This window comes from Cytobacillus sp. Bac17, from assembly GCF_024519925.1.
GTDB classification, from domain to species: Bacteria; Bacillota; Bacilli; order Bacillales; family Cytobacillaceae; genus Cytobacillus; species Cytobacillus pseudoceanisediminis.
Window position 1 is genome coordinate 125,870 of record NZ_JALJRC010000003.1, and the last position, 21,806, is coordinate 147,675.

General features: G+C 40.4%; 26 protein-coding genes. 5 read left to right on the top strand and 21 right to left on the bottom strand.

The features are described 5' to 3' along the window. Positions 1–23: 23 nt before the first annotated feature. The 6 genes from NR125_RS07255 to NR125_RS07280 all read right to left on the bottom strand — a co-directional run bounded on the left by NR125_RS07255 (position 24) and on the right by NR125_RS07280 (position 5,443). A complete protein-coding gene (locus NR125_RS07255; RefSeq protein ID WP_009335411.1) occupies positions 24–1,556 on the bottom strand; it encodes a maltose/glucose-specific PTS transporter subunit IIC in 1,533 nt (510 codons plus the stop codon). Positions 1,557–1,950: 394 nt separating this feature from the next. Further along, a complete protein-coding gene (locus NR125_RS07260) occupies positions 1,951–2,493 on the bottom strand; it encodes a GNAT family N-acetyltransferase (protein WP_192908118.1) in 543 nt (180 codons plus the stop codon). A 185-nt stretch (positions 2,494–2,678) separates the two neighbouring features. Next, on the bottom strand, positions 2,679–3,797 hold the full coding sequence (locus NR125_RS07265) for a sensor histidine kinase (RefSeq protein ID WP_192908117.1): 1,119 nt from the start codon (positions 3,795–3,797) through the stop codon (positions 2,679–2,681). Next, a complete protein-coding gene (locus NR125_RS07270) occupies positions 3,787–4,470 on the bottom strand; it encodes a response regulator transcription factor (RefSeq protein WP_009335414.1) in 684 nt (227 codons plus the stop codon). The genes NR125_RS07265 and NR125_RS07270 overlap by 11 nt, the downstream gene beginning before the upstream one ends. A 20-nt stretch (positions 4,471–4,490) precedes the next feature. Then, positions 4,491–5,054, bottom strand: a complete 564-nt coding sequence (locus NR125_RS07275) for a VanZ family protein (RefSeq protein WP_192908116.1) — start codon at positions 5,052–5,054, stop codon at positions 4,491–4,493. A 188-nt stretch (positions 5,055–5,242) separates the two neighbouring features. Then, the gene (locus tag NR125_RS07280) at positions 5,243–5,443 is read right to left on the bottom strand and encodes a hypothetical protein (RefSeq protein WP_009335416.1); all 201 of its coding nucleotides are present in this window, start codon (positions 5,441–5,443) and stop codon (positions 5,243–5,245) included. A 159-nt stretch (positions 5,444–5,602) separates the two neighbouring features. Here NR125_RS07280 and NR125_RS07285 point away from each other — a divergent pair, with 159 nt between their 5' ends. Together NR125_RS07285 and NR125_RS07290 are read left to right on the top strand one after the other, a co-directional pair. Next, positions 5,603–5,881, top strand: coding sequence for an SRPBCC family protein (locus tag NR125_RS07285; protein WP_226280673.1), 279 nt, complete (start codon positions 5,603–5,605; stop codon positions 5,879–5,881). Next, positions 5,854–6,072 (top strand): hypothetical protein, encoded by a 219-nt coding sequence (locus NR125_RS07290; RefSeq protein ID WP_256814882.1) that lies wholly within the window; start codon positions 5,854–5,856, stop codon positions 6,070–6,072. The genes NR125_RS07285 and NR125_RS07290 overlap by 28 nt, the downstream gene beginning before the upstream one ends. Before the next feature lie 45 nt (positions 6,073–6,117). Here NR125_RS07290 and NR125_RS07295 read toward each other — a convergent pair whose 3' ends face one another. The 5 genes from NR125_RS07295 to NR125_RS07315 all read right to left on the bottom strand — a co-directional run bounded on the left by NR125_RS07295 (position 6,118) and on the right by NR125_RS07315 (position 7,848). Beyond that, positions 6,118–6,321, bottom strand: coding sequence for a ChaB family protein (locus NR125_RS07295; RefSeq protein WP_009335418.1), 204 nt, complete (start codon positions 6,319–6,321; stop codon positions 6,118–6,120). 113 nt (positions 6,322–6,434) lie between these two features. After that, positions 6,435–6,761, bottom strand: a complete 327-nt coding sequence (locus NR125_RS07300; RefSeq protein WP_256814883.1) for a hypothetical protein — start codon at positions 6,759–6,761, stop codon at positions 6,435–6,437. A 12-nt stretch (positions 6,762–6,773) separates the two neighbouring features. Then, positions 6,774–7,022 (bottom strand): hypothetical protein, encoded by a 249-nt coding sequence (locus NR125_RS07305; RefSeq protein ID WP_256814884.1) that lies wholly within the window; start codon positions 7,020–7,022, stop codon positions 6,774–6,776. Beyond that, positions 6,982–7,110, bottom strand: a complete 129-nt coding sequence (locus tag NR125_RS07310; RefSeq protein WP_256814885.1) for a hypothetical protein — start codon at positions 7,108–7,110, stop codon at positions 6,982–6,984. Before NR125_RS07310 ends, NR125_RS07305 begins: the two co-directional genes overlap by 41 nt. Positions 7,111–7,371: 261 nt before the next feature. Further along, positions 7,372–7,848: an Lrp/AsnC family transcriptional regulator gene (locus tag NR125_RS07315; protein WP_009335421.1), complete on the bottom strand. Its 477-nt coding sequence runs from the start codon at positions 7,846–7,848 to the stop codon at positions 7,372–7,374. 208 nt (positions 7,849–8,056) lie between these two features. Between NR125_RS07315 and NR125_RS07320 the strand changes: the two genes are divergently transcribed. Next, positions 8,057–8,986, top strand: a complete 930-nt coding sequence (locus NR125_RS07320; protein WP_019381064.1) for a DMT family transporter — start codon at positions 8,057–8,059, stop codon at positions 8,984–8,986. 95 nt (positions 8,987–9,081) lie between these two features. Here NR125_RS07320 and NR125_RS07325 read toward each other — a convergent pair whose 3' ends face one another. The 5 genes from NR125_RS07325 to NR125_RS07345 form a co-directional block, all read right to left on the bottom strand. Next, on the bottom strand, positions 9,082–10,635 hold the full coding sequence (locus tag NR125_RS07325; protein ID WP_009335424.1) for a BCCT family transporter: 1,554 nt from the start codon (positions 10,633–10,635) through the stop codon (positions 9,082–9,084). Positions 10,636–10,985: 350 nt separating this feature from the next. Then, complete coding sequence (locus tag NR125_RS07330; RefSeq protein ID WP_192908113.1) at positions 10,986–12,077, bottom strand: tartrate dehydrogenase; 1,092 nt, start codon at positions 12,075–12,077, stop codon at positions 10,986–10,988. Between the two features lie 18 nt (positions 12,078–12,095). Continuing rightward, a complete protein-coding gene (locus NR125_RS07335; protein ID WP_009335433.1) occupies positions 12,096–13,544 on the bottom strand; it encodes an aldehyde dehydrogenase family protein in 1,449 nt (482 codons plus the stop codon). Further along, the gene (locus NR125_RS07340; RefSeq protein ID WP_192908112.1) at positions 13,537–14,622 is read right to left on the bottom strand and encodes an aromatic ring-hydroxylating oxygenase subunit alpha; all 1,086 of its coding nucleotides are present in this window, start codon (positions 14,620–14,622) and stop codon (positions 13,537–13,539) included. The genes NR125_RS07335 and NR125_RS07340 overlap by 8 nt, the downstream gene beginning before the upstream one ends. Positions 14,623–14,653: 31 nt before the next feature. Beyond that, positions 14,654–15,673: an NAD(P)/FAD-dependent oxidoreductase gene (locus tag NR125_RS07345; RefSeq protein ID WP_009335442.1), complete on the bottom strand. Its 1,020-nt coding sequence runs from the start codon at positions 15,671–15,673 to the stop codon at positions 14,654–14,656. Positions 15,674–15,853: 180 nt separating this feature from the next. On the opposite strand from NR125_RS07345, the gene NR125_RS07350 reads away from it, so the two are divergent. Beyond that, positions 15,854–17,239, top strand: a complete 1,386-nt coding sequence (locus tag NR125_RS07350; RefSeq protein ID WP_071159732.1) for a sigma-54 interaction domain-containing protein — start codon at positions 15,854–15,856, stop codon at positions 17,237–17,239. Positions 17,240–17,272: 33 nt separating this feature from the next. Here the strand turns inward: NR125_RS07350 and NR125_RS07355 are convergent, their stop codons facing one another. After that, positions 17,273–18,160: a gluzincin family metallopeptidase gene (locus NR125_RS07355; protein WP_256814900.1), complete on the bottom strand. Its 888-nt coding sequence runs from the start codon at positions 18,158–18,160 to the stop codon at positions 17,273–17,275. A 594-nt stretch (positions 18,161–18,754) separates the two neighbouring features. On the opposite strand from NR125_RS07355, the gene NR125_RS07360 reads away from it, so the two are divergent. Further along, the gene (locus NR125_RS07360) at positions 18,755–19,192 is read left to right on the top strand and encodes a cell wall hydrolase (RefSeq protein WP_009335446.1); all 438 of its coding nucleotides are present in this window, start codon (positions 18,755–18,757) and stop codon (positions 19,190–19,192) included. 68 nt (positions 19,193–19,260) lie between these two features. Here the strand turns inward: NR125_RS07360 and NR125_RS07365 are convergent, their stop codons facing one another. The 4 genes from NR125_RS07365 to NR125_RS07380 all read right to left on the bottom strand — a co-directional run bounded on the left by NR125_RS07365 (position 19,261) and on the right by NR125_RS07380 (position 21,694). Beyond that, positions 19,261–19,857, bottom strand: a complete 597-nt coding sequence (locus NR125_RS07365; RefSeq protein WP_254786628.1) for a hypothetical protein — start codon at positions 19,855–19,857, stop codon at positions 19,261–19,263. A 331-nt stretch (positions 19,858–20,188) separates the two neighbouring features. Beyond that, positions 20,189–20,671, bottom strand: coding sequence for a hypothetical protein (locus tag NR125_RS07370; protein ID WP_192908110.1), 483 nt, complete (start codon positions 20,669–20,671; stop codon positions 20,189–20,191). An 18-nt stretch (positions 20,672–20,689) separates the two neighbouring features. After that, positions 20,690–21,079 (bottom strand): hypothetical protein, encoded by a 390-nt coding sequence (locus tag NR125_RS07375; RefSeq protein WP_157380267.1) that lies wholly within the window; start codon positions 21,077–21,079, stop codon positions 20,690–20,692. Between the two features lie 51 nt (positions 21,080–21,130). Beyond that, entirely contained in the window at positions 21,131–21,694 is a 564-nt protein-coding gene (locus NR125_RS07380; protein ID WP_009335450.1) for an AAA family ATPase, read from the bottom strand. Positions 21,695–21,806 lie beyond the last annotated feature (112 nt).

Consider the following 21,806-nt stretch of genomic DNA (forward strand, 5'->3'; position numbering starts at 1 on the left):
TAAAAACACGTCCTTATTATTTATTACTGACCCAGATACTCTTCTATCTCGTTTTTAACAATGGTGACTTGAGGTCCATAAATAATTTGAACTCCCGTTCCCTTTTTCACAATCCCTTTTGATCCGGTCTGTTTAATGATTTCATCTTTTACCATGGATTCATCCTTTACGGTTACCCGCAGACGAGTCGCACAGCAATCAACAATATCAATATTATTTGTTCCGCCTAATCCTTCTACAATCGTTTTAGCACGATCTGTAGCTGCAACTTGCTCCGCAGCCTGTTCTTCATCTTCACGTCCCAGAACTTTGAAATTCTTTTTTCTGATTAAGAATTTAAAAGTAAAGTAGTATAGGAAGAACCATGGAATACCTACCATCAATACATATGGCCAGTTTGTTTTATCTGTCCCTTGAAGAATTCCAAATAAAATAAAATCAATAAATCCGCCTGAGAAGGTTTGGCCGACAGTAATATTGAAAATGTCCGCCATCATAAAAGCAAAACCATCGAAAATGGCATGTACTAAATAAAGAAGAGGTGCCACGAACAAGAAACTAAATTCAAGCGGCTCTGTGATGCCTGTCAAAAATGAGGTTAATGCTGCGGATAACAAAATTCCAGCAACCACTTTTCTGTTTTTCTTTTTAGAGCAATGATAAATGGCCAATGCTGCACCCGGCAACCCAAACATCATCGTAATAAAACGGCCTGACATAAATCGTGATACCCCTTCGTAATATTGTTCAGTCGAAGGATCACCCAGCTGGGCAAAAAAGATATTTTGTGTACCGCTGATTAGCTTCCCGCCAATCTCCAGTGTTCCTCCAAGAGCCGTTTGCCAGAATGGAAGATAAAAAATATGGTGCAGACCAAGCGGTCCAAGCATACGTAAAATAAATCCGTAGAATAGAGTTCCGATTTCCCCGGTGCCAGTAACAACTGATCCAAGCCCATTGATTACTGCCTGGAAATATGGCCAGATCACAAATAGAATGGCTCCAACAAAAATCGAAGCAAATGAAACGACAATAGGAATAAAGCGGGATCCTCCAAAGAATCCTAACACTTGAGGCAGCTGAATTTTATTGTATTTATTATGCAGGGCAGCTGCCGCTATCCCGACGATAATCCCCCCAAAAACACCGGTTTCCAAAGTTTGAATCCCGACAGCCATCCCTTGGCCGGCTCCTGCCAGGTTATCCTTCGCCAGATCTCCGGTTAAAGAAAGCAGCGCACTAATGGTGCTGTTCATAACAAAATAACCAATCATGGCTGCTAAACCAGCCGTTGCTTTATCTGAACGGGCTAAACCGATCGCTACCCCTACCGCAAATATGATCGGCAAGTTGGCAAATACAATCGATCCAGCAGCACTCATGATCGTAAAAATGGCCTGAAGCCAGGTGATATCTAAAAATGGATAAGCTGAAACCGTATTCGGATTAGACAGCGCTCCGCCAATCCCTAATAACAAACCCGCTGCCGGCAAAACCGCAATAGGCAGCATGAACGATTTACCAAATTGCTGAGCTTTTTCAAAAGCTTTTTTCATTGAATAAACCCCCTTTATCTTGCTGAGTAACCTGATGCTTTAACCTTCTATCCGTATCATATATTCCCAGTTGCAGCAGTTCAATGGGATTGAAATCGTTTTCAATCCTTTTCATCATTCTGCCGGCAACGCTGAAAATACGTTCAGTTGCTAAGGTGCCTAACAAACATAAAGCGAAATTTGTATGCCGTTAAAAGGAAAAATAGTTAAAAATAAACTTACTTGATTAATATATTTACGTTAAATCTTCATTTACAATACTGGACCAGCCAGAAAATATCTGGCTGGTCTTTTGAAATTGAAGTATCGCTAACAGAGCCTTCCTTATTAAGGAGAGAGTGACATTTAGCCATTAACCTGCAAAAGGAGATGTCAACTAAACAGCTAGGCAAGATTATTTAATAGAATTAACCTTGATTCGCCAAATCATATGATGAGACCCTTCTCCCCAATAATCCTTTAATAAATAATCCGGTTCTCCAAACTTCCTTCTCCAGATCTTTTGTGAATGTTTATATCCTGAATCTAAACAGAATTCTTCTACTCCTTTATTCCTTAAGGTCAAATACATAGCTGCTAATAATTGATTGCCTATGCCCTTTTTCTGATAATCAGGATGTACAAAGACTGTCCCCACTTCATAAAAGCCATTAAGTGCCTGATCCGAACCTCTAATTATCAGCTCATTGGCTGCTCCGTATTCTATTGAACCAACGATTTTATCGCCAAGTAGAGCGATTAGAAAATACCGTTCTTTACCGCCGCTTTTCATATCCATATTCAAATAGTTTTTCTTGGCTATAATTTCTTCTTCCATGTCTTCCAGCAAATCACCAATGCCTTCTTTAAGAAACGTATCGGTTATAACCATTCGAAAGAAATGGTTTAGATCTTTTGCATCCTCAGCAGCTGGCCTTCTTATCATGACATTATTCACTATTAATCTGCCCCTTTTATAGTTACTCCTTTGGATACTTCTTTCCATTTTGTTTCTCTCATTCTACTATACCCAGGTAAAGACTTAGTAAAAAAATGTATCCTTAAGGTTTCCTGCTTATTCATCGATCAGGCCGCAGTCAGCCATTAAAAAAGTGCGTTAATCGAGGATTAACGCACTTCTGCTCACTTATTTCGGTATTTCTTGAATAACTTAATAGTAAAAGCCGTTTTCCCTGGTGCACTCTCCACATCTATGCACCCGCTATGAAGATCGACGATGCTTTTGGAAATCGCCAGTCCCAAACCCGAACCACCTGTATACTGGGATCGTGACTTCTCAACGCGGTAGAAGCGATCAAAGATATGTGGAAGATCAATGCGAGGTATGGCCTGGCCATAGTTAGCAATTTCGATCTCAATCATGTCTTTTCTATCATGTAGCGCAGCATCCAGATACCTGCCATCACTTCCATAGCGGATTGCATTTTGGATAAGGTTTTCGAATACACGGGCCAGCTTTACACCATCCCCCTCTACAACAGGATCATCAACAGATGAAAATAATCGGAACTCCATTCCTGCTGCTTCCAATTGCACCTTTGTCTGTACGGCTATCTGATTAAGCATTTCCTCGATATTAATAGCTTCCTTATGCAGCTTGATCTGCTGGTTCTGCATATAAGTGAATTCAAAGATATCATTAATTAACGCATATAAGCTTGATGTCTTTGCATGAATGATTTGAACATAGTGGCGAAGCTCGAGCTCATTACTGTACCGGTCATTATTAATAAGATCCAGGTATCCTATAATAGATGTAAGCGGAGACCTTAAGTCGTGCGCTACACTCGTTACAAGCTCATTTTTCAGCTGCTCTGTCCTTTTGACTTCCTTAATTGCCTCCTCCGATTTTTCAATTATCTTTTGTATGCCATCTGCGAGTGCCTGAAATTCCGGCTGCACGTAAAAACCTTCTGAAGCATTCTCCTGCCTTACCCATCGCTGAACATCCTCTGTCACTTTAATAAGATTAAGTGCAAGATATCGTTTCCGCTCAAACTGATAAAATATCAGCAAAAATAACCCGGTGGCCAAAAGATAGAAAACAAGGAAGAAAAATTCACGAAAATAGGATAGGATGAAAAACAGGCTCTCAAAAAATCTGGAATTGTCCTCTAAAAACCATACTGCCGGCAGGAGAACAGCTCCCATAACCACCGCCAGGAAAAGTGACAGCAGGATATACATCATGACTTTCCACTTAGGCAGATATCGGAGCAGATTCATAATATTATTTTTCAATTTTATACCCCACTCCCCAGACGGTCTGAATGACCGATTCACCTGGCAGCGCCGCTTCCAGCTTTTCGCGAATATTGCTGATATGAACCATGACAGTCTTGTTTGACCCTTCACCAGGTTCATTCCAGACCTTTTCAAAAATCTCCTCCGATGCATACACACGGCCGCGATTCTTAGCCAGCAAATATAAAATCTCAAATTCCCGTGCTGTTAGCTTTATTTCGCTTCCCTCAGCGGTAACGCCATGGCTCCGCTTATCGATGGCGACAGATCCGATATATAATACATCATCAGCTTTTCCAGTTGTTTTATAATTTGCCCTGCGGAGCAATGCCTTTACTCTCGCAGCCAGCTCCAGGGGATTAAACGGCTTAATCATATAGTCATCGGCACCAGTCATTAAACCCATGATTTTGTCCATATCCTCTGCCTTGGCACTGACCATCAGGATCGGCACCTGATTGTTTTTTCTGACATATTTGCAAAACTCAAGTCCATCCATCTTCGGCATCATGATATCTAAAACAATCAGGTCAGGAGGATCCTGCTCCAGTTTCTTAAGTGCTTCCATTCCATCCCCGGCTTTATCAATGATATAGCCATCATTCTTCAGATATACTTCTATCAAATCAGCAATTTGCCGATCATCATCAACAATCAGGATTCTTGTCATTGCCTGTCTCCTCCCATCAGCTAAAGCTGAAACTGTTTGAGCATACTATTTAAAGGAGTTACCTTAAACATGCGCTTAACAATCAGATATCCAATAACTGCTCCCAGAGTATTCGCAAGCAAGTCATTGATATCTGTGCTTCTTCCGCTTCCCAGCGTCACTCGAATGATCAGCTGCAGAAGCTCAAAGGAAGCACTCAGCAGAAATCCAAGCTTTGCAGCTTTCTTAGAACTGCCTTTCGACTTCATTATAAACGGTAAGTATATGCCAAAAGGAATCAGCATAATAATATTTAACAAAAACGTTTTCAGATCGATTGTCAAAATGGGAATAAAATTGATTGCCTTATACCAGGGCGTCCGATTTGCATACATCCCTATATTCACATCGATTGGGAAAAAGACCAGATGCAGGACGCAAAGCAAGTAGATCCCGAAGGAAATCAGAACGGCAAGTTGTAACGGCCTTATCTTTTCCTTACGGTGCCTCATCCAGATCCAGAGCCCTATTAATCCCAGTAAAGCAGCTGGCAGAAGTACATACCATGATGGAATGGAAAACATTATCGACATTGTTTCTTTCAATTTAACTTCCTCCTTATCTTTCAATAAACATAGTATAGGAAGAAGTTCTAAAGAGTTTTTAAAGAAGAGATTAAGAATCAGTAAAAAGTTAGTACATAAATAAAACCCGCCCTGATTGGCGGGTTTTGTATTATGGAATTTAACACAATCTTTAAATTTTGCATACAGATGTTAAAAAAAACAAATGACTAATCGCCTCCCCCGCAGCCTCCGCCATCTCCGCCAAAGCCCCCTCCAAAACTATCACAATTATGCGAACTGCTATAATCTCCTGTATGGTGATAGGAAGAATGATTTTTTCCGCTGCCATAAGAACGATTCGATGGTCTGGAATCACCAATAGCGATCATGATAATAAGAAGTAAACCAATAATAATGAATCCTGACATTTCCATCACCCCTTATTTTTATATACGGATGATGGTTTATTTAGTTTCAGAAAATTGAAACAAAATAACCGATCCATTTATAAAGTTAATAACAGGCAAGTTCTGCCGAAAAAACTATTAAGATGCCTTTGAATAAATAGAAAGAAAGAGGACTTTAAAATGAAAGAAATGCTGGTTTACAGGTATGAAGATGTAATTCATGCCCCAATAGATTTGGTTTTTAAGTACGTCGATGATGATGAAAAAATAAAGCTCTGGAATACCATGCTGATCGAAAACATCTATGACAATGAGGAAAATAAACCAGTCCCAGTGCCTGGCACTAAGTTTGTCACCGTTCAGAAACTAGATAAAAAAATCATCAAAATCGATTCCGAATTAATTGAATATAAAGCTCCCATAAAGTTGTTATGCACTCTCATTCCAAAGAAGGCTTAAGCATTTCAAAGTATCTCTTATCAAGAGAACACAACGGCACGCGCCTGATCGTGGAAGCAAGCCTTGTACCAAGCAACTTCTTCTATAAACTGACAACCAGACTATTAGGATGGACGGCTAAATTTGTGTTTGAAGAGCAATATCAGAACTTGAAGAGATATGTGGAAAATGAAGCGGTTGATGATGAATAACAAAAGGTGTCCTGGAACGGGACACCTTTTACTGTAAAAGCATATTTACTCTTCCTTCTTCACCCATTTATCATCATCATTCTTCTCATATTTCTTCTTCACTGCACTCCAGGCAACCTTAAAGGCCGTTTCTTCCTCGTCATATTCTTCGCTTGCAGAATTAAACGCTTCCTTAAAGATCTCCTGTGCGTGATGCGGAAGATTATCTTTGACGGAATCAGGCAGATCGCTTAGTTTATCATAAGGCATTTTTGCTTCCTCCCCTGCACATGTTCTTTTATGTATTTTTCCTAATTATGTGTGTTTTAAACACATCCCCAGGAAGTCCCCATGTCCAGGAATAGCCACTCAGCTGCCCGTCATCACTCGGAAGGATTATTAATTAGTTCATCATAATACGCCTTCGGATTATAAATATGGTTATCAATGAAAAACTTCGCCTGATCTTTGAACATATCAATGTAAGACTCTCTGCTAATGGCTAAATCCCCTAAATCAGCAGTGTCTCCTTGAACTTGTACTGTATCTGCCTTTACGTCAACAACAACAGTCATATATATTTTATCCTTGTAAAGAACAGTTCCCGTCACTTGTTGTTTCACCAAGTCGACAAGAGGAAATTCATGGCGTACACCTGTTGGTTTAAACAGCGTATACCCTGCATTAGGTTTATCTTTATAATCATTCATTCTTCCACCTCATCATGTCACAATCCCCTTTCCATCGAGCCAAACTTCAGCAGAGTCAATAAAGTCAGGTCTTTTCCATGCAATGATGGCATGTCTTTCTTCCATCCGTTCAACAAGGCTTTGGAAAAACATATCCCCCAAAAAATATCCCAATCGGCTATATCCCAATCTTTCACCGCCACGAATGGAAAACCATTCAAGAAATATCGCATCCGCTGTTTTAGATAAAATAATCTTCAGCAAATTCCAGCATGATATCATGCTGATTGGATATTGCGAATTCCAGCCACTCGTCCCCTCCATCATCGAAGGAAAAATAGACAGACGTGTTTAAACCAGGCTCTGTCATTCTGGAAAAGTGGGTAGCCGCTCCTTCCTGATAAAGCAGCTGCGCATAAAAAACGGAAATGTATCAATAATTTTCATCGATTAGATCCAATCTTTCACATAAGCCACTAATCCGATCACAGAACCAATTACAGCGCCAAAAAGCACATAATAACGTGTTTCGAGCTGCTCGAGCTTTTTTGTCAAACTAATCCCTCCTGACCTTTGTTCCTGCTTTCTACGATAATTATTGGAAAAGGTTTCAAGGCATTCGTTAAAGACTCTAATCCTGTATTGGCAGCACCGTCGAATCCTTAATCTCCCTCAATGCCAGGCTGGTCTGAATCTTCGTAATTCCCAATTCATTCAGCTTCCTGATAAACATCTCCAGCCCCTTGCGATCCTTGCAGGCTACTTTCAGCAGATAATCATACTCCCCTGTTAAACAATGACATTCTAAAACTTCCTTCATTGATTCCAGCGTTTTTTCAAGAGATTCCAGTTTTTCAGCCTGGTGCATATTGGTGCTCATGAACACGAAGCATAATAAATCAAAGCCCAGCTTCTCATGGCTTAAAATAGCCACATGCTTCTGGATATACCCTTCCGCTTCCAAACGCTTAATCCTTGCATGTACAGCTGGAGCAGAAAGATTCACCTTTTTCGACAGTTCCAGATTGCTAATCCGAGCATCCTTTTGAAGCAAATCCAGGATTTTTATATCCAGGTGATCTAATACCTTGCTTACAATTGATTCCACTATCCATCAGCCCTTTTCAATTATTCAAAATACGGATCAAATCACACACTCAAACTGAATATTCTACAATTATAATCTCATATACTTTTAATTATTTTGAATTAATTTCATTATACAAAATTATCTTTTGTTTTTTTAAATAAATGTTAAAATTATTCATATAAATAATGTCATTGTGCACAATGGCTCTGAAAAGGAGCTTAATGACGTGAACTATTATCTTCTCCTTCTTTTAACAAGTCTTCTCTGGGGCGGAAATTTCATTGTAGGAAAGACGCTTGTGGATCATGCATCTCCTATTACCTTAACCATTTTAAGATGGGCCATCGCCATTATCTGTCTCGTTCCTCTTGTCTGGCATAAAGAGAAACGGCTGCTGCCGCCGAAAAATGCAATCCTGCCATTACTGCTAATGGGCATCACGGGAGTAGCTTTGTTCCAGGCCCTGCAATTCATGGCACTGGAAAAAACATCGGCCACCAGCGTTGGCTTAATCTCTACATTAAATATGTTTTCCATTGCTGCCTTCTCTTTCATTTTTCTAAAAGAAAAAATAAACATACTGCAGCTCATGTCCATGTTCATTTCATTGTTTGGCGTACTGCTGGTCCTTTCAAAAGGTAGCCTGGAGTTGCTGGTCTCTCTTCAGTTTAATAATGGGGACCTTTATATGATGGCCGCGGTGGGCATGTGGGGAATCTATTCGGTCTGCAGCAAATGGGCCATGTCTTTCGTTACACCTATGATGTCCATCTTATACTCAGGCATATTTGGCCTTCTCGTGCTTTTGCCGTTCAACACTGCTGGTTTCACCGTTACAGATGTCAGTGCTTCCTTTCTTTTATCCATTCTGTATACGGGTCTGATTTCAACAGTCCTATGCATGGTACTCTGGAACATCGGGGTCAACCAGCTGGGACCAAGCACTTCCGGCCTGTTCCTAAACTTTAATCCCATTTTCACAGCCATCTTAGCTTTTATCTTCTTAGGAGAGGTCTTGAACTGGATACAAGCGGTCGGAAGCATCATTGTCATTGCGGGGTGTTTCTTATTCTCTGCACTTAAAACCAGGACTGGAAAAACAACAATGGGGATTCCTGCACCAGTATTTATAAGTGAGCCGGTTAAGGAGAGATAAAAAGCAGTGCCTGCCCCTTTATAGGGAGCAGGCACTATGATTCCTTCTAATCTTTTGAGTAATTAGGGACAGTGTACCTGTCCCATTGTCCCCGCTTATGCCTTTTTGGCAACGGCTTTCTTTCTTATACTTTTAACGATAGGCTCATCTTGATTCCGGCTTTCACTCATCGCTTTTAGCTCATCTTTTAAGCCCTTATAAGTGGAGTAACACATGAAAAGCATGAGAATGGCTAACGGGATGGATGTGGCAACCAGGGCTGACTGTAAGCCGGATAGGCCTCCTGTCATAATTAATACAGCAGAGACCCCAGCAATTACAATCCCCCATATGACTTTTGTTGAGTGAGATGGATTAGGGTTTCCATTTTCACTGATCATCCCTAATACAAAAACAGCAGAATTCGCAGAGGTTATAAAGAAAACAAGTACAAGTACCATAGCTAAAATACTTAAAAAGACACTCATTGGAAAATAATCAAAAAACTTAAATAAGGCAGAGGTTACATCGGTGGAAACCGCCGTTGCAATCGCTGTTTCGCCCATGTTCTGAATGAGATCAATGGCCGATCCGCCCATCACGGCAAACCAGAAGAATGCTCCTGCAACAGGGATAAAGATGGCCCCGATCATAAACTCTTTGATGGTTCTGCCCTTTGAAATTCTGGCTACGAAACTGCCGACAAGCGGAGCCCAGGCGATCCACCAGCCAAAATAAAACAGTGTCCAGCTTGCAATCCAGGTTCCATCACTATAGGGCTCAGTCCTAAACGACATCCCAATGAAATTCTGGGCGTAATCCCCTATCCCTTGAAAAAAGATCTTTAAGATGGATTGGGTTGGTCCAAGAAACAATACGAATGCCAATAGTGCAAATGCCAGCAGCATATTAAGGTTGGACAAATGCTTCATCGCTCCCTGAAGGCCTGAAACAGTGGAACCGACATAAATAAAACTTACAACGAGAATAATAGCAACTTGGGTATAAAAGCTTACCGGAAGACCCCACAGATAATTCATACCGCTATTCACTTGAAGCGTTCCAAATCCCAGCGATGTGGCTATGCCAATGACAATGGAAAGAATGACAACGACATCAATCAGTTTGCCAAAAGGGCCCCTAATTTTGTCGCCTATTAATGGATAAAAAACAGAACTCAGTGAGGCCGGCAGCTTTTTGCGGAATTGGAAAAATGCTAAGGAGACTCCTACAACTGCATAACACGCCCATGCAGAGACCCCCCAATGCAGGTAAACAAATTGCATTGCCAGCTTTGCGGATTCTTCTGAAGATCCTTTCCCAAAGGGAGGATCAATATAGTATGAAACTGGTTCTGCCACACCCCAAAATACAAGACTTATCCCAATAGAGGCACTGAACAGCATCCCTACCCATGTAGCTGTTTTGTATTCTGGCCGATCATGATCGTCCCCCAGCCTGATTTTCCCGAATCTTGAAAGCCCAATATACATACAAAAAGCAAAGAAGAAAAAGACACTGCCCAGAATAAACCAGCCCAAGTTATTATAGATAAATTCCAGTGAATGATTTGAAAAGCTTTCCATTTGCTTTGGGGCAAAGACCCCTATACTTATTAAAACCAAACTTATGGCTAACGAGGAAAAAAAGACAGTTTTTTTACCGTTCATGCCAACACTCCTCTTTCCAGAATATTGAATTTTCAGTATTTTAAATGTAAGCGGTTTCTTGTTATTCCAAAAAATAAATGAGAGAAAAGGTAAATCGGACTAGCGCATAAAAAATAGTACTCTTCCTTTTCACCTTCACAATTATTTTGATCGTTAGCAGATTCCCTGACCCATAACGGTCACTTTATCTATTTATCAGACTTTGCGGTGCATCAGTATTCTTCCCATCTAAAAAGTGGAAACAGGTTTATAACGACCGCCGCTAATAAAAGTTAAGTATAAAAGAAATGGAAGAAAAATCAACCTATACCATAGGAAGAATCAATTCTTCCTATGATATCCGCTGACTTTTAAACATTTAGTTTACCAGATACAAGCCGGGTCTCCATGATGTCAATAATCCGATTACCCACTTCCGCGGTAGATGCGGTTCCTCCCATATCCGGTGTAAGTGTCTCATCCTCGATCAGCAAATCCTCAATGGCTCCAAGCACTTGTTTTCCATATTCCTCATAACCAAAAAAGTCAAGCATCTGACTGGCTGACCAAATGGAAGCAAGCGGATTGGCAATCCCCTTACCTGTAATATCAGGAGCAGAGCCATGAATAGGTTCAAACATGGAAGGATACTTTCTTTCAGGATTAATGTTGGCACCAGCGGCAAGCCCTATTCCTCCTGCAATAGCAGCACCCAGGTCTGTTAATATATCGCCAAATAAATTGGAAGTGACGACCACTTCAAACCTCTTTGGATCCTTAACCATCAGCATGGCAGCGGCATCTACAAGGTAGGAGGCTGTTTCCACATCAGGGTATTCAGAGCTTATTTCTTCAAAAACCTGATCCCAGAAAACCATTGAATAATTTAATGCGTTCGCCTTTGATATGCTTGTGAGAGACCTTCCTTCCTTACGAGCTGCTTCAAACGCATACCGGATGATTCTTTCCGTTCCTTTTCGGGAAAACACACTGTTTTGCAGGACAACTTCATTTTGCTGCCCCTTAAGCAGCCATTCACCAGCACCCGCATACTCTCCTTCGGTATTCTCACGGATAAAAAGCAGATTTATGTCTTCCCGTTTTACATCCACTAAGGAAGTTTTTGCCCCTTTCAGTAAATGAACTGGCCGGATATTCACATATTGATCAAATTCTTTGCGGATTCTTAAAAGCAGATCCCATAAAGAGATATGGTCAGGGACGCCGGGAAACCCGACTGCCCCCAAATAAATGGCATCAAACTTCTTTAATTCTTCCATGCCATTTTCATCCATCATCTTTCCGTGTTTCGCATAAAATTCACAGCCCCAAGGGAAATAAGTAAAATCAAAGCGGAAACCTGAATCCATCGCCGCTACTTTATTTAGTACTTTGATCCCTTCGCCAATCACTTCAGGTCCAATTCCATCACCTGCTATAACCGCAATTTTATAAATTTTCACAAAAATCTCCCTTTACCTTTAGTTATTATTCCAGACAATTAATTTCATCTCGGTCATTTCTTCAACTGCATATTTGATGCCTTCCCGTCCAGTGCCGCTTTCCTTTACACCGCCATACGGCATCTGATCAACACGGTAGGTTGGAACATCATTGATTATAACTCCGCCAACATGAAGTTCCTGCGAAGCAAAGAGGGCATGCTTCACATTATTTGTGTAAATTCCCGCCTGCAGGCCAAACCGTGAGTTGTTGACATGCTTTATGGCATCCTCAATGGAACTGAATTTGTTTACGACAACAACGGGGGCAAAGGCTTCCTGGCAGGATACTTTTAAATCATGCTCCGCATTGATAATAATCGTAGGCTCAAGCACCCCATTTCGAAGGCTTCCTCCGGCTGCAATAGATGCATTCGTGGTTTTTGTTTCCTCAATCCATCCTAGTACTCTATCAGCCTCTCCTTTTGAAATTAGAGAAGAAATATACGTATCCGGTGCAAGCGGATCGCCAACTTTCAGCTGCTTTGCTGCCTGAATAAATTTTTCTGTGAATTCTTCATATACCTCTTCATGTGCATAAATGCGCTGAAGCGAAATACAAACCTGACCCTGATTCGAAAAAGCCCCCATTATGCAGCGGTCAATAATCTGGTCGACATCTGTATCTTTATCAATGATTAAGGCTGAATTCGATCCCAGCTCCAATGTTGTTTTCTTTAAGCCTGCTCTGCTGCGTATCCCAATCCCAACTTCCGGACTTCCTGTAAAGGTGACCATGCTGACCAGGTCATTTCTGACAATTTCTTCCCCTACTACACTTCCAGGACCGGTTATAACGTTTAACACACCCGGCGGCAGACCTGCCTCTTCAAATAATTCGGCTATAAACAGTGCCGAGAGCGGTGTCTGTGAGGCTGGCTTCAAGACAACTGTATTCCCTGCGGCAATTGCCGGTCCTACCTTATGAGCTACAAGATTCATAGGGAAATTAAAAGGAGTTATGGCTCCTATGACCCCAATCGGCTCTCTCAATGTATATCCAATACGGCCAACCCCGCCTGAAGCAGCATCAAAAGGAATGGTTTCCCCATGAATGCGCTTCGCTTCCTCAGCCGAAAATTTATACGTTTCGACCGTTCTGGCAACTTCCGCTTTTGAGAACATAATAGGTTTGGACGACTCTCGGGTAATGATCTCTGCAGCCTGATCCGCTTTTTCAATCAAAAGCGAAACGACTTTTTCTAAAATCTCAGCTCTCTTGTAAGCTGGCATTTTTGCCATCAAATGCCTGGATTCGTAAGCAGCAACAATGGCCATTTCAGTCTGTTCTTTATTTGCCATCGCGATTTGGGCAATTTCTTCCCCGGAATAAGGTGAAAAAAGAGATGCGTATCGATCTGTTTCTACTTTTTTGCCATTAATCATTAAATACTTTTTTGCTGGCTGAACTCCGGTTATTTTACTCATTTAGGGCCTCCAATACCATTTCATGAAATTGAACAATTGCTTTTTCTGAGGATGAATATCTGCCTTTGCTGAAAGCTCGGGAGCGAAAACCAATCTGTTCCAGTTCTACCAATTCAATATCTTCCGAGCGGACTTGCTCCGCAAACGTCATTAAATCCTTTTCCGCCTGGGACAGGTTCTCATCACGGAAATAATAGGTGTAGACAGCCATGGATGTTTCATGATCAATCGGAATAATTTGAATGGTCGCCATATTGCCTGGCCCCGGATAAATGGTCAGCATCAGATTTGGCCATAGCCAGTAGAATTGGCCGCCTTGCATTTCGGCATCATTTAAATCAACTGTTCCATATTTTTTATCTGGCTTGACAATTGTCCCTTGCATGGAATAATTCTCACACGTAATAATCTGATAATCATTCATATCAAGTGCAGCAACGAAGCTTGGATGTGCAACATGGCAGTGGTCACACTCCAGGTAGTTATCCATAAAAGCCTTCCAGTTCGCTTTGAATGTACGTGTTTTTTGGCCGGTTCTTTTTAGTTCGCTTAAAAAGGAATTCTTGCTCAACCTTTCAAAGAAATCTCCATATGACTCACTTAATGGCTTTGCATTGTCATCCAAATTTACAAAGATAAGTGATTCCAAAATTTCCATCCGCACCGAACGCAGACAGGCATCCTTTACACAAGCCTCGTCTTCCCCTCTAAAGTTAGGCGCTTTATTCAGCTGGCCATCAAGCTTAAATGTCCATCCATGATAAGCACATTGGAGAATCTTTTTATTCCCGGCTGCATTTTTTTCAAGCTTTGTTGCCCGATGCGGACAAACATTGTAAAAGGCACGGACTACTTCATCTTTACCGCGGTTTACGATAATAGGCTCGCCTGCCACTTCTGCAGTAAAGAAATCTCCAGCCTTTTCCACCTGACTAACATGTCCTACGAGCTGCCAGGACCTTGAAAACACAAGGTCCATCTCTTTTTCCAGAACTTTAGGATCTGTGTATTTGTCATAGGTTAAGGTTCTTTCAAATGTACGATTTGTTGCATTTTGCACTTTATTGTAAGCAGTCATGATTTGTCTCCTTCTTAAATGAATTTTTCCTTTAGATTGCTGAACCGGTTTTTTCCTTATCTGCCATAATGCTTGTACTATGGAGCGGCTGGACCTTTGAACCTGGATCAATATAAACCTTTGCATTGCTGACAGCTGTCGGCGCTTCCCCAAATCCGCTGGCTATAAGCTTTACTTTGCCTTCATAGGTACAGATGTCACCTGCCGCATAGATTCCTGGAATATTCGTTTCCATTTTGGAGTTTACCAGGATCGCATTTTTCTCTATTTCCAACCCCCACTCTTTAATGGGGCCTAATGAAGATACAAATCCAAAATTCACTAGTACATCATCTGCCGGGATGAGCATTGTCTCCCCGCTAGCCGTGTTTTCTACCATTACGTTTTCAATTTCTTCTGCACCTGCCAGCTCCACTGGAATATAAGGTGTCAGCATTTCCACACTGGAATGTCTCAATCGTTCCACACTATGCTCATGCGCCCGGAACTTATCTCTCCTATGAATGAGCGTTACCTTGCCGGCAATCGGCTCAAGCATCAAAGCCCAGTCAACCGCTGAATCCCCTCCACCAAAGATCACAACCTTTTTGCCGGCAAACTGATTTAAGTCTTGGACAAAATAATGAAGATTTTTATTTTCAAATTTGTCCTCGCTGCCGATATTTAATTTCCTTGGCTGGAAAGCACCGTTCCCTGCCGTAATAATCACTGCCTTCGTATAATGGGTCCCTTTATTCGTGTGAATCGCAAATGATTGATCAGACAGGCGGACGATGCCTTCCACTGATTCCCCTAAGCAGACAGATGGATTAAATTGATTCATTTGCTTTATCAAATTATCTATCAGTTCCTGAGCTCTTATCTTAGGAAAACCAGCTATGTCATAAATATATTTTTCCGGATATAGTGCTGATAATTGTCCGCCCAGCTGCGGAAGACTCTCAATAATTTTCACCGAAGCCTGGCGCATACCAGTGTAAAAAGCTGTAAAAAGACCAACTGGGCCTCCGCCTATAATGGTGATATCGAAAGCATCTGGATAATTGCCCATTCCTGAACCTCCTTTATATCGTTCTATACACCTTTTAATGCAAGTACTGTGCCAATAGTGCAAACCCTTAATAATTAAACAAACAATTGAAAATTTACTGAAAAATATCAGATATTGAGTTAAAATATACTCAATATCTGATATTCTTGAATCAAAAATGACTCAGGAGGGCTTCACCGAATGAAAATGCCAACAAATACAGGCAATGTAGAAATGACATTGGAAACCCTGTTAAAAATTCTTGATTATTCTTCTGATGAAATCTTCGTTTTAGATGGTGAAATGCGGATTCTATATGTGAATAAAGTATGTGAGAGGCACTATGGACTTAAGCCAAGGGATGTAATTGGAAAGTACAATGTGGAACTTTTTGAAAAGGGCTACTGGAAGCCTTCTATTGTTCCTGAGGTATATCGGCGGAAAGAGCCGTGCTACTTAAGACAGCAGACATATATCGGGGCAGAGCTCATGACTACGGCCATCCCGATCTTAAATAACAAAAACGAAATTGAACTGGTCGTCATCACCTCTACGGAAATACAAAAAATTAATATGGTGAATGCAAGGGAGGATAAAATCGAGTCAAAATCGACTCAGCATGAAGAAAAGGAAATAACAATTGTAACCAACAGCGGAGAGATTAAAGAAATATTGGAGTTTTGTAAAAAAGTAGCTCCAACAGATTCAAATATTCTTATTCTGGGAGAATCCGGAACCGGAAAGGGTGCCTTTTCTCAATATATTCACAAAGTCAGCAACCGGAATAAAGGGCCATTTCTTGCCATCAATTGCGCTGCCATTCCGGAAGAACTATTGGAATCCGAACTATTTGGCTATTCAAAAGGCGCCTTCACCGGAGCAAATAAATTAGGAAAACAAGGATTAATTGAAGCAGCGGACGGCGGCACCCTCTTCCTGGACGAAATCGGAGAAATGCCCCTTTCCGTACAGGCAAAACTGCTTCAGCTCATACAGGAGAAACAGTTCATCCCTGTCGGAAGCAGCGAAATAAAGAAAGTGGATGTCCGCATCATAGCGGCAACTAATCAGAATCTGACCACTATGATTGAAAACAAATCATTTAGAGAAGACTTATTTTATCGTTTAAATGTAATTGATATTCATCTGCCGCCATTGCGGGAAAGAAGGGAAGATATCATTCCGCTCACCTATAATTTCCTGAATAAATTTAACCAAAAATATAAAGAGAATAAAGTCATTTCTGAAGAGTGCCTTAATGTTCTTACTCACTATTCCTGGCCGGGAAATGTGCGCCAGCTCGAAAACCTGATTGAAAGATTAGTCATTATCAGCAATTCCATTATTCAGGTCTCTGATCTCCCTGACATGATCAAGGAAAATACTCATCAAGCAGTATACCCATCTCATTCCACTAGCCTGGACAAAGCTCTGGATGAAACCAAAAGGATTCTGGTAAGAAGATCGTATCAGACCCATAAATCCTCCAGAAAAGTGGCAAACGACCTTGGCATCAGCCAAACGAAAGCAGCCAGGCTGATTAAAGAGTATTGCGGAGCAGAGGGACAGGTTCCTCATCCCTATTGAAAATTGGGGCAGTATTCCTGTCCCCTTCTCAAATTATAAACGTTTTAATAACTCACTTTTATTCAGTTCTAAGTGATTAATAATCTCAGGAAGCTGAGAGTCATTGCGGTGAATTAATTCTTCATTTAGTACGGGTTTCTCTTGAACAAACTCTTTCCACTCATCCTCGAGCAGTTCTAATTTTTTCCCGTATACAGTATGTATTTCGTTGGTTAAATTCGGCTTATCATAGATTTTGAGGAAACTTTCAATACCATATTCATGAATAAGGAAGCTCGAAAATGAAGCAGATTCAATATAAGCCAGCCACCTTAAAGAATGAGAGTCTTTATTTGGGTTTAAATATGAAAAAATTTCATCCTTCTGCAGAAGTGTTTCCAGAGGCAGCATAACTTCTTGCATCATTAAATAGTTCATGATGCCATGGATATCTCCCTTATAATTAGGAAATACTTTTTCGTCCGAATAGGAATCCTGCATAAAAATCGCCAGACCTTCTTGTGTAACATGGTCATGATTATGGCCAAATAATACATGAGTAAGTTCGTGAACGAGAGGATAATCTCCATCTTTCACCCAATAAAGGTGTATAGTATTCCCGCTTGAATAACTTACCTTTTCCTCTTTATATAGATGTAAATATATTTTAGATGGGGAGGGAATTGAAATATTTTTCTTTTGCAGATGATTGTAGTAATCGAGGGTTTCTTCCTTGATTGCTTTTAATGCATCTTCGGAAAAATTCCCTTTATTAAAAGTAACAATTTCTATTTTTCCATCGTCTGTTTTAAAGTTTTTTAGATTACTCTCTTCAGTTGAATCTGCTTTTTCCGAAGTAACCGGATCTGAATCAGAGTGGCTGCAGCCAGTCATCAAAAACAGCAAAAATACAAAACAGCTGATTTTTATTGATCTGCTCAATTTATCTCCACCTTTCTAAATATTAGTGAGGTATTGAATGTGTTATCAAATAAAAAACCATTAATATACTAAACCCGCATAGCAAAATTAAAATCGCATAAAAAACTTTCCTCCATAATCCGCCTATGAAGTAGACACTTACTAAAAAATAATAGATTAGTACACACCCAAAAATAAACAAAAGAAATTCTTTGGTTGATTCCTTTAAAGGCAGCGGCGCCGTCACATTTGTTAAAGCCAATCCCCCGAAAATAAATAGGCCTATACCATATAAAAATTTTTTCAGGCTTACTGCACTTTTATCATTTTGAGTTTTCAAGATACCCACCCCTCATAAGTAATGGTACGAATTTCCATAGAAAAGGTTTCATTAAACTCCTTTTTTTGCATATTTCAAACGGAGGCAGCATATAAATTAGGTAGCTTATTTAAATAGAGCTCGAAGCAGTTAAGCCACACTAACTGTTTATATATCTGTAATAAGGGGTGCTGAACACGCAATGCGGTTTGCACCCCCAATTAATATTTCTTCCTTTGAACCCGTTAGCATGTTTACAGGATTTCTTAATACAATTCTTTTAGAGGTGATAAAAAGTGCCAAGAGTACAATATACCGACAGTGACGTGGCTTTAATGGCAAGGATGATGAGGGCAGAAGCCGAAGGTGAAGGAAAACTGGGGATGCTTATGGTCGGAAATGTTATAGTCAATCGAAGAGCGGCTGATTGCCTCGACTTTGTAGGTCTCCGGACAATACCTCAAGTCATATTTCAAGTGCAGGGAGGAAATTACTCTTTTGAAGCCGTACAGAAAGGAAATGTTTTTTACAACAGGGCCAGAGGTGTAGAGAAACGATTGGCTAAACAAACCTTAGACTATTGGAGGCAGCATCCTTCCAAGTTTGCTCTCTGGTATTTCAATCCATATGCTCCATGTCCGCCAACATGGTACGATCAGCCTTTTTCAGGACAATTCAAACAGCATTGCTATTATGAACCCCAAGCTAATACATGTGAAAGTGTTTATAGGTGACCATACCCCCACGTTTAGTGGGGGATATTTGCCTTCCTTTAGTGTATGTAAGTCCCAAAAGAAAGCTCTTAGTTACTATCCACTTTCTCAAGGGCATCCGCATAATAATCATCTATTACCAGCATCGGTTCCTTTATAGATTCCAGGAGTCTTTCTACATTGACAGATTCCTTTTCCAGTTCTTCGCTAACACTTCTATAAACTGTAATAACCGCTTCTATTCTTTCTGTTTCTTCCTTACTCATACGATATGATTGATTTTCAAGAAACTTATCCGTCATGCCGTTTATAAACCCATCAACACGAAATAAGCTATATTGAAGCAAGTTCCAATCAGGTGCATCCTCTCCCATATCAAAAACAGACATGGCAGACAAATAGGAATTGATACTTCTGCTCTCTCCGTTCACAACTCTCCATGAATTATATAACTCGTCTTTCCATTCATCCTCTTTCTCAATAGGTATCTGAACAAATTCCTCAAGCCAGTGAGCCGAATTATCGCCTACTGCAGCTATGGACCTCAAATGTGCATAATTCCTTTCCTGGCTTTGTTTTATAAAGTGCCTGTATCCGAGATTTATATAAATGCTATAAACAAAAGCTGACACCAATAATATAAATAACATTCTCTTAAAATACTTTTTCGCATTTGTCTTCTTCATCAAATCCCCCTTTGCATCCATCGTTCCAAAAATAAAAAGCCGCCCTTCTGGCAGCTGACTAACTAGCAAAATTGATTAACACTGCTCCCCAATAAAGAAAACTCATAGTAAGAAAAACGAATGCAAATGTGGACATCGCTTTTGGCAATTTACCGTATATATAAATGAATACACATCCAATTACAATGTGGATAATAGCAAAAAGGATTAGGTTCATTTTTCCGCCTCTTTACTGAATGGTATTAATAAAAATGGAACGTAACCCCAGATCGAATAAAAATAGCCGCCTTTTTCTCGAAGAACTACTTATCAAAACAATCCATTATTCTTACTATTTCAGTAAGGAAGCATCCATAACATACACGCCACCCATAAAGACAATCCAAACCAAAACAGGCAATCCTAAAGATTTCAAAGCATTTCTCCAGCTTCCGAATTGTTTGCGGCGCAAAATATAATCCGTTATAAAAAATAACACAGCCGCTCCTAAACTTAAACCATACAGAATTGACCCAAAAAGCAAGTGCAGGATTAATGAAATATATAATTCCAGTTTCCTGTTTGTATGGTTCGAAATAAAAAAGGCTAATAAGTCACTAACGGCAGAAGTTAATGTGCCATAAATCAAAATGACCGGGAAGCTGTATAAAAGATAGAAGGGAATGGATATAATAGCTCCCCGAAAGTATTCACCAGCCGAACCAGCTTCTCCAACAAACGGATCCGTTACAATCAGACCTAACACAACCGCGAACAGTGACCCTGAAATCGATGCAGCTATTACTTTTCTTGCAAATACTTGACTGATGCCCATTTTATTGCCGCTCCTTTTTCATACATACCATCCCTGCTCATTCTTCTTAACCAGACTGATCAACAAAATGTAAAACGGAAAAACAGCTAAAGCTCCAATTGCCATAAGGCCAGAAGCAGTGTTCGGAACATCCCCCTGGTAAGTAATTGGAAAAAGACTTGTTGTCATATATACAAACAGCACAAAATAAGGCAGCCAGAGTATGACAGTACAATACCGGGCCTTTGTTTCAGACAGCCAGCGTCTTGTTAAATTAAAAAGGAGAACAGAGCAAAGGATAAATCCGCTGATGATAATAGCAGACGATACAATATTAACGGTATCAATACTCCATTCTGTCAGTCTGCTGATTCTGCAGACATTCAGCATAAGCTGAATGGTAATTGCGATCATCAGAGCATACAGCATACTTACTATATTTACCTTTAAGAAAAACACTCCCCTTCTTTTCAATAGTCTTCAGTCCAATCGCATCGAAATATCAGCTAATATACGGATAACCTCTGTCACATCATCGGGATGCCCAATATTCAACAAATAATCCGCTTCTCCCTCCGCAGGCGCTTTAATGTCTCCTTGATCTGATTCCGCCTGCTGACGGCTGAGGACTTCCAAAAATGAGGAAGCCACTCTTAAAACAGAAGTGCTGCGCTGACTTGCCATAATGCGCCGCCTCAGAACATCATCCGGAATATTGAAACTCACAAGGATACTGGTAAATTGGCGGCTGTGATAGTACTCCAGCATCTTCTGCCGATCTTTCTGATTGCGGTTTGAGTTGCATAAAATAATGTGGCAATCCGTCTCAGCTGCAGCGTAATCTACAATTGTTTTAGTTATTGAGTATTTAATTATATTTGGCCCCCGCTTCGGCATTAACCGCTTGTAATAGCTTTGAAGGAACTCAGCATGATTATCCTGATCAATCACAACCGAGTTGGACAATTCTTTTTCTAAAGCTTTCGCAAATGTCGTTTTCCCGCTATGCGTTTTGCCGACAGTCATATTCGCTAACCTTTTCACACCTGCAGCTCCGTTCCAAAATCTGCTGTTAACATGAATTTATTTTAATGCCTTCCTGTACATATTCGAAACCAATATCCATCTTCCTTCAAATAAATTGGAAATTTTTATA